Source organism: Volucribacter amazonae, from assembly GCF_029783845.1.
Classification (GTDB): Bacteria; Pseudomonadota; Gammaproteobacteria; order Enterobacterales; family Pasteurellaceae; genus Volucribacter; species Volucribacter amazonae.
This window is the reverse complement of the sequence record NZ_LWID01000001.1, coordinates 1320471-1338908: the sequence shown is the minus strand read 5'-3', so window position 1 is coordinate 1338908 and position 18438 is coordinate 1320471. Positions and strand designations below refer to the sequence as shown.

Genomic DNA, 18438 nt, shown 5'->3' with positions numbered 1-18438 from the left:
GCTGAAGTGAAAGTAACGGCAACGGATAAGGCGAATAATAAATCAGATATTACGCCAGCGATAGTAGATATTACAGCCCCAGAAAAACCAACGGCACAAGTGTTGACTAAAGATGAAACCCATCAAATAGTGTCTGGTACAGCAGAGCCAGAAAGTACCATTATCGTAACATTACCAAATAGTGATACCGTTACGACGAAAGCCGATGAAAATGGTAATTACAGTGTAGATATTCCAGCGCAAGCAGATGAAACCGAAGTAAAAGTAACGGCAACAAATAAAGCAGGGAATAAATCAGAGGAAGCGGTAGCAACAGTAGATACGAGTATGCCAACGGCAGAGGTTATCACAAAAGATGATGATACCCAAACTGTAGAGGGTAAGGTTGAGCCGAGCAAAAAGGTGGTTGTAGAATTACCGAATGGCGAAACGGTAACCACAACAGCCGATGAGAATGGTAACTACAGCGTAGATATTCCAGCACAGCAAGATGGTGCAGAAATAAAAGTAGTGGCAGAAGATGAAAATGGTGATAGATCGCCAGAACGTGTTGCGGAAGTGGATGCAGTAGCACCTAATGCACCGACCGCGGAGGTGGTAGCAAAAGACGAAAATACGCAAACCGTTGAAGGTACAGCGGAGGCAGGCAGTACTGTAACTGTTATTTTACCAAATGGCGATACGGTAACAACCACAGCAGATACAGAGGGTAATTACAGTGTTGATATTCCAGCACAAGTAAATGAAGCAGAAATTAAAGTTACTGCGACAGATAAAGCAGGGAATAAATCAGAGGAAGCTTTATCAACTGTAGATGCTAAAGCCCCAGAAGCACCAACAGCCCAAGTAGTAGCCAAAGACGAAAACACGCAAACCGTTGAAGGTACGGCGGAGGCAGGTAGTACTGTAATTGTTACCTTACCAAATGGCGATACGGTAACGACCACAGCAGATGAAGAGGGTAATTACAGTGTTGATATTCCAGCACAAGTAAATGAAGCTGAGATTAAAGTTACTGCGACAGATAAAGCAGGTAATAAATCAGAGGAAACTTTATCAACTGTAGATGCTAAAGCCCCAGAAGCACCAACAGCCCAAGTAGTAGCCAAAGATGAAAACACGCAAACCGTTGAAGGTACGGCGGAGGCAGGTAGCACCGTAACCGTTACCTTACTAAATGGCGATACGGTAACAACCATAGCAGATGCAGAAGGTAATTACAGTGTTGATATTCCAGCACAAGTAAATGAAGCTGAGATTAAAGTTACTGCAACAGATAAAGCAGGGAATAAATCAGAGGAAGCGGTAGCAACAGTAGATACGAGTATGCCAACGGCAGAGGTTATCACAAAAGATGATGATACCCAAACTGTAGAGGGTAAGGTCGAGCCGAGCAAAAAGGTGGTTGTAGAATTACCGAATGGCGAAACGGTAACCACAATAGCCGATGAGAATGGTAACTACAGCGTAGATATTCCAGCACAGCAAGATGGTGCAGAAATAAAAGTAGTGGCAGAAGATGAAAATGGTAATAGATCGCCAGAACGTGTTGCGGAAGTGGATGCAGTAGCACCTAATGCACCGACCGCGGAGGTGGTAGCAAAAGACGAAAACACGCAAACCGTTGAAGGTACAGCGGAGGCAGACAGTACTGTAACTGTTATTTTACCAAATGGCGATACGGTAACAACCACAGCAGATGAGGAGGGTAATTACAGTGTTGATATTCCAGCACAAGCAAATGAAGCTGAGATTAAAGTTACTGCGACAGATAAAGCAGGTAATAAATCAGAGGAAGCTTTATCAACTGTAGATGCCAAAGCCCCAGAAGCACCAACAGCCCAAGTAGCAGCCAAAGATGAAAACACGCAAACCGTTGAAGGTACGGCGGAGGCAGGTAGTACTGTAATTGTTACCTTACCAAATGGCGATACGGTAACGACCACAGCAGATGAAGAGGGTAATTACAGTGTTGATATTCCAGCACAAGTAAATGAAGCTGAGATTAAAGTTACTGCGACAGATAAAGCAGGTAATCAATCAGAAGAAACGTCATTAATCGTTGATGCGAAAGCCCCTGCAGCCCCAGAATTACTGGCAGAAATTGATGGTTCCGTAACAGTAACACCGCCAACAGATGAAGATGTGGCCTCAGTGGCAGTGAAATACACTGATAGCGAAGGTCAAGAGCAAACAGTGGTTGCGACAAAAGGCGAAGATGGCAAATGGTCAATCACTTCACCGGAAAGCGAAGAAACTGTTACGATTGATGCAGACACAGGAGTCATGACTATTCCAGCGGAAGCAGTGAAAGATGGTACAGAAGTAACCGCTACAGCGACAGATACCAATAACAACAGCACCTCAGATGAAGAAGTGAGTGCTGCGAAAGTGGTTGCTAAAACGGATAATCCAGCAGGAATGGAAGTATCAGGTGATGGTTCAAGTGTTGTAGGTAAAACAGAGCCTAATGCGGTTGTGGTTGTTAAAGATGATGAAGGTAATATTATCGGACAGGAAACTGCGGATAAAAATGGTCACTTCAATATACCGTTAGAGCCAGCTTTAACCAATGGTGAAAAAATTACGGTAGTCGTTGATGGCGAAGAGGAAGATACTCAAACGGCATTGACCGCTCCAAATACTACAGCCCCTGCAGCCCCAGAATTACTGGCAGAAATTGATGGTTCCGTAACAGTAACACCGCCAACAGATGAAGATGTGGCCTCAGTGGCAGTGAAATACACTGATAGCGAAGGTCAAGAGCAAACAGTGGTTGCGACAAAAGGCGAAGATGGTAAATGGTCAATCACATCTCCAGAAAGTGAAGAGGTTGTTACGATTGATGCAGACACAGGAGTCATGACTATTCCAGCGGAAGCAGTGAAAGATGGTACAGAAGTAACCGCTACAGCGACAGATACCAATAACAACAGCACCTCAGATGAAGAAGTGAGTGCTGCGAAAGTGGTTGCTAAAACGGATAATCCAGCAGGAATGGAAGTATCAGGTGATGGTTCAAGTGTTGTAGGTAAAACAGAGCCTAATGCGGTTGTGGTTGTTAAAGATGATGAAGGTAATATTATCGGACAGGAAACTGCGGATAAAAATGGTCACTTCAATATACCGTTAGAGCCAGCTTTAACCAATGGTGAAAAAATTACAGTAGTCGTTGATGGCGAAGAGGAAGATACTCAAACGGCATTGACCGCTCCAAATACTACAGCTCCAGCAGCCCCAGAATTAGTGGCAGAAATTGATGGTTCCGTAACAGTAACACCGCCAACAGATAAAGATGTGGCCTCAGTGGCAGTGAAATACACTGATAGCGAAGGTCAAGAGCAGACAGTGGTTGCGACAAAAGGTGAAGATGGTAAATGGTCAATCACATCTCCAGAAAGTGAAGAGGTTGTTACGATTGATGCAGACACAGGAGTCATGACTATTCCAGCGGAAGCAGTGAAAGATGGTACAGAAGTAACCGCTACAGCGACAGATACCAATAACAACAGCACCTCAGATGAAGAAGTGAGTGCAGCGAAAGTGGTTGCTAAAACGGATAATCCAGTAGGAATGGAAGTATCAGGCGATGGTTCAAGTGTTGTAGGTAAAACAGAGCCTAATGCGGTTGTGGTTGTTAAAAATGATGAAGAAGTGATTGGTATAGCTATTGCAGATGATGAGGGCAAATTTAGTGTGTCTTTAGATCCTGCTTTAACTAATGGTGAAACAATAACTGTAACAATCAATGAAGGCGAAGATAGTGAATCTCAACCGATTTCATTGACTGCACCAGATACGACTGAACCATCGGCACCAACAGCTACAGTAAGTGCCAAAGAGGGGGATGAGACTAAACAAGTGGTAAGTGGAGAAGCTGAGCCAAATAGCACAGTAACGGTAACATTACCAGATACGACAACAGTAACAGTGGTAGCTGATTCTGAGGGTAAATATAGTGTAGAAATCCCCGCTCAAGAAGATGGAGAAAAAATTAGTGTAACAGCTACGGATGCAGCAGATAATGAATCTCAAAAAACAGAGGCGGTTGTAGATGCTAAAGCACCAGCACAGCCAGAGTTTACAGACAATGAAGGATCGGTAGAAATTACACCTCCATCAGATACGGATGTGAAATCGGTTACTGTGAAATATATTGATGAAACTAATGGGCAGGAGAAAACCGTTGTAACAACCAAGGAAGAGGGCAAGTGGAAAATAACCAGCCCTGAAGATGAAACGGTTGTGAGTGTTGATGAAACAACAGGTAAAATTACACTTCCTGCTGTTGAAGTGAAAGATGGTTCAACGGTAATAGCAACGGTAACAGATGAAAGTGGTAATACTACAGAACCTGTTACATATACAGCGGGTAGTAACCCTACGTCAACAGATGAAGAGGAAACGAAGCAGTCAGAGGAAGAAGATAAAACACCAGAAAATAGTGAATCTGGAAGTGAAACTGATTCTGAAACAACTGAAGCACAACTTGGGAAACCGACATTTGATGCTAAAGATGATGGCTCAGTAGTAATTACTCCGCCAAGTCAAGGTGATGTACAATCAGTAAAAGTTACTTATACGGATGAATCAGATAATCCTCAGACAGTTACGGTAACTAAAACAGATGGTAGCTGGGCGATTAGCGAATCTACAGATAGTCCATCAGGTGTGAGTGTTGATTCTATCTCTGGTGCTATTACGCTTTCAGCAGAAGCTGTTAAAGATAATTCTACTGTAACGGCAGAGGCTAAAGGTGCAGATAATGAGACATCTTCGGATACAGTTGAAGCAAAAGCGGATACAACGAAAGCAATAACAGATGACTCGGAGAAAGATGCAGAGGAAGAATCTGCAACCACTGAAAATGGTAAAGATGAAGAAGAGGCTAAACAGGAATCAAGTGAGCCTACGGAAGGTACTTCGACTTCGGAGAATGAGCAACAAACTGAAACAACACCAACAGAGGAATCTGGTAAATCTGATGGTGATGAGTCAGAACAAAGTGGAAATAGTACAGATCCTGTAGAAGAAAGTGATCCACAAGCGTCTGAGAAAGAACAAACGCCAGAGGCTGGTACATCAACAGATGGACAAGATGGATCAGAGCAACAAGGCGATAATGCTGGTTCTGAAACAGGTAGTACAGAAACTCAACCTACAGAGGAAACGCAAGCAGAAAAAGAAAGCGAAAAAGAGTCCGAAGACGCTAAAGATTCAGCAACTGACTCTTCAGAGGGTTCTACTGATGGTAATGATCAAGGTGAGGAAGAGCCAAAAGCAGATCAAACTGGTGAGCAACAAGATGAGGCTCAGAAAGAAGAAACCATATCAGATAATCCTGTTTCAGGTGCAACTACTGAGAGTGGACAAGATGAAAGTCAATCAACGACAACTGAGCTTGGTAAACCTAGTTTTGATGCTAAGGAAGATGGTTCTGTGGTAATTACTCCTCCAACAGAAGGTAATGTGCAATCAATGGAGGTGCAATATACGGATGAAGATGGGAAAACTCAAACTGTTACAGCAACTAAAACTGGCGATAGTTGGGAGATTACTCAACCGACAGATGGTTCTACAGTAAGTGTTGATCCTGTTTCAGGGGTTATTACACTCCCATCAGGAGCAGTAAAAGATGAATCAACAGTAACAGCTACAGCGAAAAGTAGTGATGGACAGACTAAATCTGATGAAATTACTGCAAAAGTAGATAGTGATATGACACCACCAGCTCAGCCAACAGCCAAATTTGTTGTTGATAATGGAACACAATATGTAGAAGGCGAAGCGGAAGCAAATGCGAAAGTAACAGTTACTTTACCGGATAGCCAAACAGTAATAACAACAGCGGATGCTGATGGTAATTATAAGACAGAAATTCCAACTCAAGCTGATGGTACTAAATTGTCAGTAACTGCTACAGATGAAGCCAATAATAAATCTGATGCAGAGGAGGTTACGGTAGATACTCAAGCTCCAGCTACGCCGGGTTTAACGCCAAATGCTGATGGTTCAGTAACAGTTACTCCTCCAACTGATGCTGATGTTAAAACAGTTACGGTTGAATATACTGATGAGCAAAATCAGAACCAGACTGTGGTAGCCACTAAAGATGGAGAGACATGGACTATTAGTCAGCAGCCGACAACTGATGGTGTTACACTAACAGTAGATAGCTCAGGAGTATTTACAATCCCAGCTACAGCCGTAAAAGATAATTCAACAGTGAAAGGCTTTGCAACAGATGAGAGTGGTAATACGACAAAAGACCCAGCAACAGCGATAGCGACTGAGAATAAAGATGTTACGCCACCAGCTGCACCAGAATTAACGGCAAAAGATGATGGCTCAGTAACAGTAACACCGCCGAAAGATGAAGATGTGAAGACGGTTACTGTTGAATATACTGATGAAACTGATCAAACAACGAAGAAAGTTGTAGCAACTAAAGAAGATAATGGTTGGAAAATTATAGAACCTGTAGATGATAATACCGTAACTATTGATTCATCAAGTGGTGTTATTACAATTCCAGCAACAGCCGTAGCGGATGGTTCAACGGTAAGTGCAACAGCAACAGATTCTAGTGATAATACAACACTTGAGCCTAAAACTGTTAAAGCTGGGGACAACCCTGATACTACGCCACCGGAGAAACCAACGGCGAATATAGTGATTAATGAAGATGATTCACAAACAGTTAAAGGTACCGCAGAGCCGGGTAGTACGGTAACAGTTAAATTAGCTGATGGAACGGTAGTAGGAACAGCGGAAGCTGATGCTGTAACGGGTGAGTATGAAGCGAAATTAGATCCAGCACAACCAAATGAGACGCAATTAACTGTTATTGCAACAGATAAAGCAGGTAATCCATCAGAACCAACAGCAGTTACGGTAAATACTTCGTTGACAGCGACAATTACACTTGCTGAATTTGATGATACAGGTTATAGCGCTGATGCACCTTATTCATCAGAAAAAGCTGCTTATACGACGACTTTACAAGATCGAGTAACCAAAGATAATACCTTTGATTTGGAAGGTATGAGCAATAAAGTTGGGGCTGATATTAAATATCAAATTAGCCGAGATGGTACTACTTGGAGTGATACTGATACCAAACAAGTTAATTTACCAGATGGGACGTATTATTATCGTACAGTTGCGACTAAAGGAGGCGATACCGCTTATTCTTCAACGATTTCTGTTACAGTGGATACTACACCGCCAAATATTATTATGGCAATGCCACCAAATCAGAATGGTAAGTTATTAATTGGTCCTCAAAATCCTAATAGCTTTGAACCTGGGTCGTTATTAGTCGCTAAATATACTACGGCTGATGGCTCACAAAAAACATCGAGTATTATTAGAGGAACTAATGACTGGTTCTGGGTCTCTAGTTCAGATTATTTCCCTGCTGGAGAGGTACATAAAGAAACAGGTAGTTTTATTTTTAATGCTGGAACATTAAAACCAGAAAGTAAAGTTACGGTAACCTTATATAATGTAAATGGGGATTCCAGTACGAGAACTATTACGGCACCACAGATAGTTACTACTCAAATTAAAGGATGGTTTAATAGTTCTACGGTAAGTGGAGCTAAGTTAGTAGGAGGAGGTAATGCGGTACCAACAAGTAGCGATGATGATGTTATTTTCTTCCAGAAAAACTTTGATGGTACAGGAGCTGTGTTAAATACTGGGGCTGGTGATGACTATGTGGTTATTGGTAATGGTAATAGCTCGGACGGTGGAGTACAAAATAGAGCCACCATTAATATGGGATCAGGTAATGATACCTTGTTGATTTATGACCGTTTACGTGAAATGTCAACGATTAATATGGGTGGCGGTAGTGATGTACTTGAAATCGGTGGTATCCATAACGGTTCTACTATCTATTTTGGAGATGAAAGCGATACATTAGCTTTTATTAACAACAATGATAATTGGAACAAGAATAGAATGGACTGGACTGGCGATAATCGTCAATTAACAGTTAATTCGGCATCGGGTGATGGTACAAAAACAACAATAACCACGAATATTAACTATGTAAATTTAGGCGATGGTAATAACTTGGTAACATCTACTGGCGGTACAGGTTACAAATTTGTTCAAGGTCGTATTGATTCAGGTAATGGTAATGACATGTTCGATTTACGAAACTCCATTGTTACAGATAATAATCAAATGACCTTTAATACAGGAGCTGGTGATGATGTCTTTATTCTTGGAGGAATAGAGAGATATACCAGTATTGTATTAGGAGCAGGAGATGATACCTATATCATGGGTTATGATAAATCAGTCAATTCCAGTTCATCAGGTGCAAAAGGTGTATTTAAAGAGGGATTTATTGAGTTAGGTACAGGTAATGATACAGTGATCTTGAGAGATGGTAATCGATTTGAAGCTGGTACTATTAACTTAGGTGATGGAGATGATACTTTCATTGTGCATGGTGGTTCATATTGGGGAGGTAGCAGTAAGGTAAATGGCGGAAATGGCATTGATACTGTTGTTATTTCGTCAGATGTTACAACTATAACGTTAGGTAGTAATTTCAATGGTTTTGATATCATTAAGTTAACTGACACAAAAAATGCAGTAACATTATCAAATGCGGCTATCACTAATAATGCTTCATCAATTAATTTGGATAATGATACTTCCGCTAACCTGATTGTTGCAGGAGATCAAGGCTCACTTAAATTTGAGAACTCTGGTATTAAGGCAACTAAATCGCAGGATACTGTTAGTTATAATGGCAATGATTATTATACTTATACTAGCGGTAACTATAAGATTTTAGTTGATACAGATATTACAGTGCTTTAATTGTATTATCATTAAACCCTAAACTGATTTTTCAAAAAATCTGTCCTGAACAGTTGATAAACCAACTTGATAGGGGCAGGTTTTTTATAGTCGTTTCAATTTGAAATGAGACAAGGCGGTATGCCGAAGACAGTACAAGTAGTACGGCGAGGCGTACCAACGCTGTATCATTTTAATGTGGAACGACTATACTTAGATAAAATTAATCTATTAGATACTTATAGTTTTATCGTTAGGCTAATTTGACTTCTGAATATTTTTCAATAATTTAGCACTTTGTTAAAACAAAGTGGATTTTAGAACCAATTTAATATACCACCATATCAGCAAAATAAATATTTCATATCATCATTTACAATTAGCCAAATCATCATTCATCATCAATAATACGCAATCATAAATCACAAAAAATAGGTAAAAGCAATGTTATTAGTTTTTGGTATCCTGATTGGTATGGGGCTTTCGTTACAAACCTTGATTAACTCTTGTTTGCGTAGTTATAGTCAATCACCCTTTGTTGCCTCGCTTATTTCGTTTAGCGTAGGGACTTTATTTTTAACCTTGCTATTATGGTTTTATCCTCATTCATCAGCGTTATCATTTAGCCACCTTAGCTATTTCCCTTATTGGGTATGGATTGGTGGAGCATTGGGCGTGATAGCTTTAACCACCAATATTTTGCTTTTCCCCTATTTAGGTGGCTTACAAACTGCCATTATGCCTATTTTAGGGCAAATTATTATGGGGTTAATCATCGATCAATTTGGTTGGTTTAATAGTTTAGCTCACCCCATTAATGCAATGAAATTATTGGGGATTATTTTTGTGCTAAGTGGAATTTTTTGTGCGGTCGTGTTGCCTGAATTACGTCAATTAATCCGCTCAACTCAGCAAAATAAAATGATTTGGTTATGGCGAAGTTTAGGGATTATCGCAGGTATGCTTAGTGCTGCCCAAGCCAGTATTAATGGCGAGCTAGGACATTTATTGCAATCGCCATTACAAGCCGCTTGGGTTTCTTTTAGTGTAGGAACATTGATTTTATTATTATGGGTCATCTACCAAGGAAAATTGCCTACACTTGGTCAATTACCCTTTGGTAAAATGCCGATTTGGGTTTGGACAGGGGGATTATTAGGTGGCATTTTTGTGTTTGGTTGTAGCTTACTTGTTCCGCAAATTGGTACAGGGCAAACCGTCATCTCCACTTTATTAGGTATGATTTTAGCTGGATTAATTATTGATCATTTTGCTCTGTTAAATGCACCACAACGCAAAATTAAACCTATTCAATTATTGGGGATATTAATGTTACTTGTTGGCGTTATCTTTATTCGGCAGGGCTAATATTGTCGTTTCAATTTAGAATAAGGCGTGCTAATTGCTAAAGATTAAGAATACTTTGTAAATAATCCGCCCCTTTATCAGACATAAGTTCACGATAAAGGTAATAAATATCCGTTTCAGTAAAATTAACCCTGTTTATCCCTTGAGGGGTAATTTGTAATAAATCCACCTCTGGCATAAGCATTAATAATGGCGAATGGGTAGCAATAATAAATTGACTGCCCATTCTACTTAACTTGATGATTTTCTCAATAAATTGAAGTTGGTTATGTATGGATAAGGCGGCTTCTGGTTCATCAAGAATATATAAACTTTCAGGGTAAAAACGATGATGATATAAGGCTTTCATTGACTCGCCATGGGACAAGGTATGCAAGTCTTGATTACCATAATGACAATTAATTTTTGCTCCGCCCAACACTTCAGCATCTAACTTACGCATTTCACTCATAAAGGTATAAAAGGTTTCTGAACGATAAAAAAATACATCTCGAGCTTTTTTATAGCCTTTGGTTACCCTTAATTTAGCAGAATAATCCAAATGAGTATCTTCCGTTTTAAAATTGAAGTTTTTTGAGCCACCTTCCGCAGGGCAACCCAAATGCACCGCTAAAGATTCAAGAATAGTTGATTTACCCACACCATTATCGCCAATTAACAGAGTAATAGGTTTTGCAAAATAAAGAGGATAAAAACGATTAACAAAATCATTTTCCTCAATGGGGGATAATAAGGCTATTTTTTGAATAAAAAGTGCATCGGTATCCATTATCTCTCCGTATTCTGCCTCACAATCGTTGGGCTGATATAGTCGTCCACTTTAAAGCAATACAGTGTTGGCAAACCTTATTTTAAAGTGGAACGACTATAAATTGAAACGACTATAACATTAAACTAAGACATTATTTACCAACTGAGTTTATTTAATCTAAAACTTCGCTCAAAGGGATCAAGTTCTAATCCTTTTAAACTTTTGTGCGATGCCACATTTTGCTGATAAAACACTATCGGTGTAATTGGGCGTTCAGTATAAATAATCTGAGCAATTTGTTGTTTTAAATCTCGTTGCTGACTTGGCTCAAAGGTGATTTGTAACTGCTGTAAAGCCTGCGTTAATGTAACATTTTGCCAATTCATTACTCCCCAATCGCTACCCTCTGGTGCAAAATCCGTCAGTAAACTTGCCGTAGGATCAGGGATCATACCATAATTACGAGCAAATAATGCCATTTCTAATGAACCGTCTTGATGCCCCGCAGGAATTTCTGAAAAATTACCAATGGCAACCTCTACTGTAATACCAAGCTGTTTCCATTGATCTTGTAAAGCGGTGGCAATCAATGGTAGTTCAGGGCGATCAGAAAAGGTACGCAAAGTAAATTTTACAGGCTTTCCTGCCATTTCTAATTCCCCTTGAGCATTACGTTGAAAACCTAGTTCAAGCAATCTTTGCTGAATTTCCGCATAATTAGGCTGTTGTTGTGCAACCTCTAAACGCCAATCAGCAAAGGCTGGTGGAAAAATTTGCTCCGCTTCTCCTTGTTGAATACGTAACACCGATTGAGCAATGCCTTGTCGATCAATAGCATCACTTAATGCCCGTCTTACTCGTACATCGGCAAATAATGGATTCGCCACATTGACTTTATACTGGATTGTACGAGCAATGGACTTGGTTTGTACCGCTAAATTGGAATCTTGTTGTAAACGATGAACACTGGCAGCATCAAGATTAAACACTAAATAATTTGGCTGACTTTGGGCTAATAAGGTACGGGTTTCGCTACGGCTATTGGCTAAATAATCCACTCGTTCAATGTTTGCAGGTTCTCCCCAATAGTCTTTAAAAGCCACCTGTTCAATTTTTTGTGGAGGCTCAATTTTCACCACTTGATAAGGGCCTGTCCCAACAATTTGCTGAATATTCTGTTCGGCATCAAAGGCAGATTTTGCCAAAATAATAGCGGTGGAATGAGCAAGATAAGCAGGAAAAAACACCAAACCTTGTTTTAAGGTTATTTGTACTTGTAAAGGATTTAAGGCTTTAATTTCTTCAATTAAGGCAGATCTTAACGCCGTTGGTTTGGTTAAAGCCACTTGCAAACTGGTAACCACTTCATCAGCGGTTAAAAGACTACCATCGTGAAATTTCACATTGGGACGTAAATTAAAGATCCAAACTGAAGCATCATCATTATGTTGCCAATCGGTGGCTAGCCCCGCCACCAAACGCCCATTGTCCTCCACTTCTACTAAGGTTTCCGCCAACTGTAAACGTTGAAAGATATAACCTGATTTACTCGGATCAGTGGAGGTAATTTCCCAAGGGGTAACCACCACCAAAGATTGTTGTTGCTCAACATTTTTATGATCAATTTGCTCGGCAGAGGATTGAGCTTGTTGATTATCACAAGCTACCAACAGTAGTAAGGTTGCCAACATTGTATAAAATACTTTTTTCATTGCGATAAAAATCCTATATTTTTATTGGTGAATAAGGGGTAAACAAGACAAAATACTAACACAAAAAAATAAAAATCACCTAACTTATTTTTCAATAAAAAATAACAAGTGTGCTTAATGGGGGCTAGAATTTAGAATAGAAAAATTTATTTTTAGATAATAACCCTATTTTTATCAATAAAGATATTTATAGCGAAATAGAAAGCCTATTATAGTTGTCCCACATTGAAATAATGCAGTGTTGGTACTCTTACCGTACTATGTGTACTATATTCAGCATATTGTCCTGTCTTATTTTAAATTGAGGCAACTATATTTTTACTTATTTAACCTCAAAATAGGTTGTTTGAAAATTTTTGCAAAACTGACCGCGCTTTTTATCTCTTTTTAGAACAATGAGTTAGCCACTTTCCTGCTCTGCCCAACGCTTAACATCAATAACAAACGGTATTTAACATCGCTTTTTAGCATACGTTCAAAGGCTTGGTTCAATGATTTCTACATCAGCGACGATATTATGTTTGCCACAAAAATCTAATAATTCTTGGGTTTCTTTGATGCTGCCAATCATTGAGCCTGCAATGGCACGCCGTCCTATTATCATAGGGACGGAATTAAGGCTATTCTCAATATTGCCCACTAAGCCCACCAACACCAATGTGCCGTTAATGGCAAGGGTTGGCAGATAAGGATTGAGATCGTGGGGATAAGGGACAGTGTCAATGATGAGATCAAATTCATTTTCTACCCATTCCATTTGCACAGGATTGGTTGATAAAATCACTCTTGTTGCCCCTAAGCGGTAGGCATCTTCCGCTTTATCCATTGAACGGGTAAATAAACACACGTCCGCTCCCAAAGCGACTGTCAGTTTAATTGCTAGATGCCCTAAACCACCAAGCCCAATCACTGCCACTGTTGATGCTTTGCCAATATTCCAAAGGCGTAAGGTTGACCATATGGTAATGCCTGCACATAAAATGGGGGCAACCGCTGAGCTGTCCAGATTTTCAGGCACACTTAATACAAACTTTTCGTTTACCACCATTTTATCGCTATAACCGCCGTAAGTGGGGCGTTGATCCTGACGATCAATGGCGTTATAAGTATCAGTAAAGCCATTTTCGCAATATTGTTCCAAACCTTGCTCACAAGCATGGCAATGCTGACAAGCGTCCACCATACAGCCTACGCCCACTAAATCTCCTACCTTAAATTTGCTTACTTTATCGCCTACTCGGCTTACTCGCCCAATGACTTCGTGTCCTGGTACTAAAGGATAGCGGCTGATACCCCAATGGTTGCGTGCTTGGTGTAAATCGCTGTGGCAGACACCGCAATATTCTACGTTAATTTCCACATCGTCCGCCCGTAAATTACGGCGTTCAAACTGAAAGGGGGCTAATAATGCAGTGGCATTTTGTGCCGCATAGCCTTTGACTGAAAGGGTCATTTTTTCCTCACTAATAAAAATCTTGATAGATAACAGCAACTAACTAACCACATAAAATCACCAACCAAACCATGGCACAAATCAGCATACTGACGAATACGGCTGCCGAGCCGAGATCTTTTGCCATTTTGGCTAAGGGGTGAAAATCTTTGCCAATGCGATCCACTGTCGCCTCAATGGCTGTGTTGATGAGTTCCACCACCAATAACAGCAATAAACTGATTAATAATAGCAACAACTCAATTTTGTCCTTTGCCCAATAGCAGGCAAAGGGTATGCCAATCAAGCAAAGTAGTAGTTCGTGGCGGAATGCTGTTTCTTTTATGGCATAGCCTAATCCGCTGAATGAATAGCCTGTGGCTTTAACAATATGTTTAAATCCTTTGTATTTTTGCATGATTAATCCTTATGTTTACATTGGCTTACAATATCAAGTTGAGGCTGATACAAATCAAGGGAGAGATCCATATCCAATAAAGCGAACACCGTATGAAAAAAGTTATCGTGGGAAAAAGATTGGCTTTGTGCAAGCTGTTGTAAGCAATCAAGGGATAGCTTTTCATTCGCTCGCCATTTTTCTGAAAACCACATTACCATTGGTACTTTCGTTTGTTGTTCAGGGGCAATGGCATAAGGAGCGGAATGCAGATATAAGCCATTTTCGCCTAAGGACTCGCCATGATCTGATAGATAAATTAAGCTACTTTCCCATTCAGGTTGTTGAGCTAAATAATCAATGGCTTTATTGACAATATAATCCACATACAAAATGGTATTATCGTAGGTATTGACTAATTGTTGATCGCTACATTGATTAATTTCATTGGTATCGCAAGTGGGGGTAAACTGGCGATATTGTTGCGGATAGCGTTGGTAATAGGTTGGTCCATGGCTACCCATAGTATGTAGCACAATTAAACTGTCTTGTTGGCTTTGTTGTAGGGTTTTATCTAAATCTTCAAACAAAATTTCATCAAGACATTCGCCATTTTTACAATATTTTGCCAAGTTTAATGCGGTCATATCGTGGTTTTCTACCCGATTACATACCCCTTTACAGCCAGCATCATTATCAAACCAAGTAACTTTTACCCCTGCTCGTTGCAAAATATCTAATAAATTGTCTTGGTAAGGGGCTTGATTATTATTAAAACTTTTTTGCGGTAAATGGGAAAATAAACAAGGTACAGAATAGGCGGTAGAAGTACCACAACTGGATACATTAGTGAAATTCACAATATCTTGTCGTTTGGCTAAGAGTGGGGTGGTTTGGCGTGCATAGCCATTTAATCCCCAGTTTTGCGCTCTGGTGGTTTCGCCCATTACCACAATAGTAACGTGGCGGAAATGATCGGGTTTAGCCTGCTTTGCATTTAAGCCTAGCTGAATAAATTCACGATTAGCATTGTATTCACTTTTGATTTTTTTCACGCCAGCACCAATAATATTGGACGGTAGAATTAAATGCACAATAGGCTTATTGTTTCTCACAATAGAGGCATAATCCTGATAAAAGCCTTTGCCAATTAAGCCTATCAATAGCACCGATACCAGCACTAAACCAATCCGTTTGGCAATTTCTAGCCACCACAGGGAATAACGTACCTTAACCAAACAATACAAAACCGCAGGCACAATGCCAATGCCGATAACCCATAAAATATAAGGCAAGGTAATTAAATGCAATGCCTCGCTTGTGTGGGTTTGTAGCACATTGTCTAACATTTCGCTGTCAAAATACACGCCGTAAAAAATTTCGTGATAGCTCACCATGGCACTTAACACAAGCAAGGTAGGAATAACCACACGATGCAACCAAGGTAAGGCGATCAGTTGAAAAACGGCGTTTAACACCAAAAACACAAAAAGCGGAACGGTCAACAGAAAATAATCTGCTGATGAACCTGTAAAGGGGTGAATCGTCAATAATTGACGATAAAAAGGATAATTTAATACCAAGGCAAAATAGCCTGTCACCAATGCCAATAAACAGCTTGATGACAGAGAAATATTGCCGAGTTTGCGTAAAAACATAAGGCTACCTCTCATTCAATAGTTAGGTAGCCGAGTTTAAGGGGGAAAAATTAGCTAAGAATTAGCAAACTTACGTTAATTTGAGGAAACAATATTCTTAGGCAATAGAATTTTCACCAATAAACCCGAAGAAAATTGCTGGCTGTCCAATAACAATATCTGACCGCCGTAACGCTGAACAATGGATTGGGCAATGGCAAGCCCTAATCCTGAGCCTTGTTGTTGCGTCCCCAATACACGATAAAAAGGCTCAAGCACCCGCTCACGCTCTGCAGGGGCAATTCCTGCTCCATTATCTTCCACAAAAAACACCATATGTTCCCCCTCAAGATAACCGCCAAGATCAATTTGACTTCCTTTTGGGGTATAGCGTAACGCATTATCTAGCAAGGTTTTTAACAAGATAAATAACTCGGTTTCATTGGCATAAATACGCCAATTTGCTTGCCCCACTACCCCTAAGTCCTGCTCTTTTTGTTGGGCGAGAGGCAAAAGGGTTTCAATTACCTGCTTAAATAATTGCTGACAATCCACCGCACTTTTCGCTACCTTATGCCCATCAAGCTGAACTTTAGCTAAGGTTAATAGCTGTTCAATTAAATGGCGATTACGCTGAATACCCTGTTGTAATTGCTGAATAGGCTTTACCAAGTTTTCTGGTAACGCCTGTTGGCTTAACCATTCCGCTTGTAAAGATAACGCGGTCATCGGCGTACGCATTTCGTGAGAAGCATCCGCAATAAAACGTTGTTGCTGATGAACTAATCGTTCCGTTCGCTGAAATAATTGATTGATAGAATAAATAAATCCTTGAATTTCATCAGGAATATTGTCCTTTGCAATGGGGGTTAAATCTAAACCTTGTCGCTGGCTAATTTGTTCAGCTAATTGACTAACCTGCCCCATTTTTCGTTTAATCAACCAAATAATCGCCCCTGTCAGCAAGGGTATAAGCAATAAAAATGGCACAACATTATCCAATGCCACATCAACCGCCAAGGCAATACGATAAGCATTATTTTGCATCACCACCACATAGCCCCGCTCGCTCACATTTAAATAATAGCGATAACTGTCGTCATTATGCTGAAAATCGTAAAATCCTGAGGCTTGTTGAGCCGTAATATCCAATAATCGCTTAGCTGGCGGAGTGGCTGAAGTTTCAATATAAAGCTCTGATTGAGCATTTGACAAGTTTTTATCAGCATACACATTCACTTGTGGATCAATATAATAAGCCACTTCCTTTAGGGTTTTATCTTGTAATTCAAGGGTTTCTTGCAAAACATCATAAAAATTGACGAGGGTATTAATGCCACAAGTGAGCAATAACAAACTGATAATTGCCAAGGTTAATTGGTTTTTAATGGAATTTTTCATCAATTTCCCCCTTGTGCCTTATTAACACACCAGCCTACGCCACGAACATTTTTAATATGTTGTTTACCAATTTTCTTACGCAAGCCATAGATTAAAAAATCTACCGCATTACTTTCCACTTCCTCGCCCCAACCATACAATTTTTCTTCCAACTCTGCCCTTGAAAAAATCTTGCCTGCTCGCAATACCAAGGCTTGTAAAATTAAAAATTCTTTATTGGTCAAAGAGATCCTTTCATTTTGCTGATGAAGATAAACTTGATAGGTTTGGGGATCAAGGGTAAGTTCGCCGTTCGTAGGGTTAGGTTGTGTTTGTTGATGATGACGGCGTAAAATCGCACGCATACGAGCCTGCAACTCCGCTAAATCAAAGGGCTTAATCAAATAATCATCTGCCCCACTGTCTAATCCAGCTAAGCGACTTTGTATATCATCACGAGCGGTAATTATGATAACGGGCGTATCATTGCGTGCCTGTCTGACCTTATTTAACACCTGCAAGCCGTCTTGCTGTGGCAAGCCTAAATCTAACAACACCATATCATAAAGCTGATCCAACCAAGCTCGTTCCGCCTGTTTACCGTCCTTAACCCAGTCCACCGCATAACCAAAATCCTTTAAACTTTCCGCCACCACAGTGGCAATCATTTCATCATCTTCAATTAATAAAATACGCATAATATTGGGGGAGTTTAGTTGTTTTACTTTGAAATAATACGGCGTTAAACCTTGGTTTTGTAAATTAAAACCACTATATATTTTAGCAATTATTCTGTCCTTGGTTTTCTCGTATTCTATTCTCTTGAAGTGCCAATAAAGTAAGTTGCACTAATGTGTAAAATACATTTTGAATATCGAAAAACTAGCAGTAAAAAATCCTAAAACTAACCGCACTTTTGTTGTAAAAAACCAAGTGCG

Annotated in this window: 10 protein-coding genes; 3 read left to right on the top strand and 7 right to left on the bottom strand. The window is 40.0% G+C overall.

From position 1 onward, the window contains the following. Window positions 1-6: 6 nt before the first annotated feature. The 3 genes from A6A20_RS06440 to A6A20_RS06430 all read left to right on the top strand — a co-directional run bounded on the left by A6A20_RS06440 (window position 7) and on the right by A6A20_RS06430 (window position 10191). A complete protein-coding gene (locus A6A20_RS06440; RefSeq protein ID WP_279572668.1) occupies window positions 7-8844 on the top strand; it encodes an Ig-like domain-containing protein in 8838 nt (2945 codons plus the stop codon). 120 nt (window positions 8845-8964) lie between these two features. Beyond that, a complete protein-coding gene (locus tag A6A20_RS06435) occupies window positions 8965-9090 on the top strand; it encodes a hypothetical protein (protein WP_279572667.1) in 126 nt (41 codons plus the stop codon). A gap of 177 nt (window positions 9091-9267) precedes the next feature. Continuing rightward, window positions 9268-10191: a DMT family transporter gene (locus A6A20_RS06430; protein WP_279572666.1), complete on the top strand. Its 924-nt coding sequence runs from the start codon at window positions 9268-9270 to the stop codon at window positions 10189-10191. 37 nt (window positions 10192-10228) lie between these two features. On the opposite strand, the gene A6A20_RS06425 is transcribed toward A6A20_RS06430, so the two are convergent. From A6A20_RS06425 to A6A20_RS06395, 7 genes are all read right to left on the bottom strand, one after another. Then, the gene (locus A6A20_RS06425; protein WP_279572665.1) at window positions 10229-10960 is read right to left on the bottom strand and encodes an AAA family ATPase; all 732 of its coding nucleotides are present in this window, start codon (window positions 10958-10960) and stop codon (window positions 10229-10231) included. Between the two features lie 137 nt (window positions 10961-11097). After that, a complete protein-coding gene (locus A6A20_RS06420) occupies window positions 11098-12654 on the bottom strand; it encodes an ABC transporter substrate-binding protein (RefSeq protein ID WP_279572664.1) in 1557 nt (518 codons plus the stop codon). 475 nt (window positions 12655-13129) lie between these two features. Then, the gene (locus tag A6A20_RS06415; RefSeq protein WP_279572663.1) at window positions 13130-14107 is read right to left on the bottom strand and encodes an NAD(P)-dependent alcohol dehydrogenase; all 978 of its coding nucleotides are present in this window, start codon (window positions 14105-14107) and stop codon (window positions 13130-13132) included. A 43-nt stretch (window positions 14108-14150) separates the two neighbouring features. Next, window positions 14151-14504 (bottom strand): diacylglycerol kinase, encoded by a 354-nt coding sequence (locus A6A20_RS06410; RefSeq protein WP_279572662.1) that lies wholly within the window; start codon window positions 14502-14504, stop codon window positions 14151-14153. A 2-nt stretch (window positions 14505-14506) separates the two neighbouring features. Then, entirely contained in the window at window positions 14507-16141 is a 1635-nt protein-coding gene (locus tag A6A20_RS06405) for a phosphoethanolamine transferase (protein WP_279572661.1), read from the bottom strand. 75 nt (window positions 16142-16216) lie between these two features. Next, window positions 16217-17521 (bottom strand): ATP-binding protein, encoded by a 1305-nt coding sequence (locus A6A20_RS06400; RefSeq protein WP_279572660.1) that lies wholly within the window; start codon window positions 17519-17521, stop codon window positions 16217-16219. After that, entirely contained in the window at window positions 17521-18198 is a 678-nt protein-coding gene (locus A6A20_RS06395) for a response regulator transcription factor (RefSeq protein ID WP_279572659.1), read from the bottom strand. The genes A6A20_RS06400 and A6A20_RS06395 overlap by 1 nt, the downstream gene beginning before the upstream one ends. Between the last annotated feature and the right edge of the window lie 240 nt (window positions 18199-18438).

What these genes read in the sequence shown, in the direction of transcription:
- A6A20_RS06435 (WP_279572667.1), top strand. Translation starts at nt 8,965, where the DNA reads ATGCCGAAGACAGTACAAGTAGTACGGCGAGGCGTACCAACGCTGTAT.
- A6A20_RS06405 (WP_279572661.1), bottom strand. Translation starts at nt 16,141, where the DNA reads ATGTTTTTACGCAAACTCGGCAATATTTCTCTGTCATCAAGCTGTTTA.
- A6A20_RS06420 (WP_279572664.1), bottom strand. Translation starts at nt 12,654, where the DNA reads ATGAAAAAAGTATTTTATACAATGTTGGCAACCTTACTACTGTTGGTA.
- A6A20_RS06400 (WP_279572660.1), bottom strand. Translation starts at nt 17,521, where the DNA reads ATGAAAAATTCCATTAAAAACCAATTAACCTTGGCAATTATCAGTTTG.
- A6A20_RS06410 (WP_279572662.1), bottom strand. Translation starts at nt 14,504, where the DNA reads ATGCAAAAATACAAAGGATTTAAACATATTGTTAAAGCCACAGGCTAT.
- A6A20_RS06425 (WP_279572665.1), bottom strand. Translation starts at nt 10,960, where the DNA reads ATGGATACCGATGCACTTTTTATTCAAAAAATAGCCTTATTATCCCCC.
- A6A20_RS06395 (WP_279572659.1), bottom strand. Translation starts at nt 18,198, where the DNA reads ATGCGTATTTTATTAATTGAAGATGATGAAATGATTGCCACTGTGGTG.
- A6A20_RS06415 (WP_279572663.1), bottom strand. Translation starts at nt 14,107, where the DNA reads ATGACCCTTTCAGTCAAAGGCTATGCGGCACAAAATGCCACTGCATTA.
- A6A20_RS06430 (WP_279572666.1), top strand. Translation starts at nt 9,268, where the DNA reads ATGTTATTAGTTTTTGGTATCCTGATTGGTATGGGGCTTTCGTTACAA.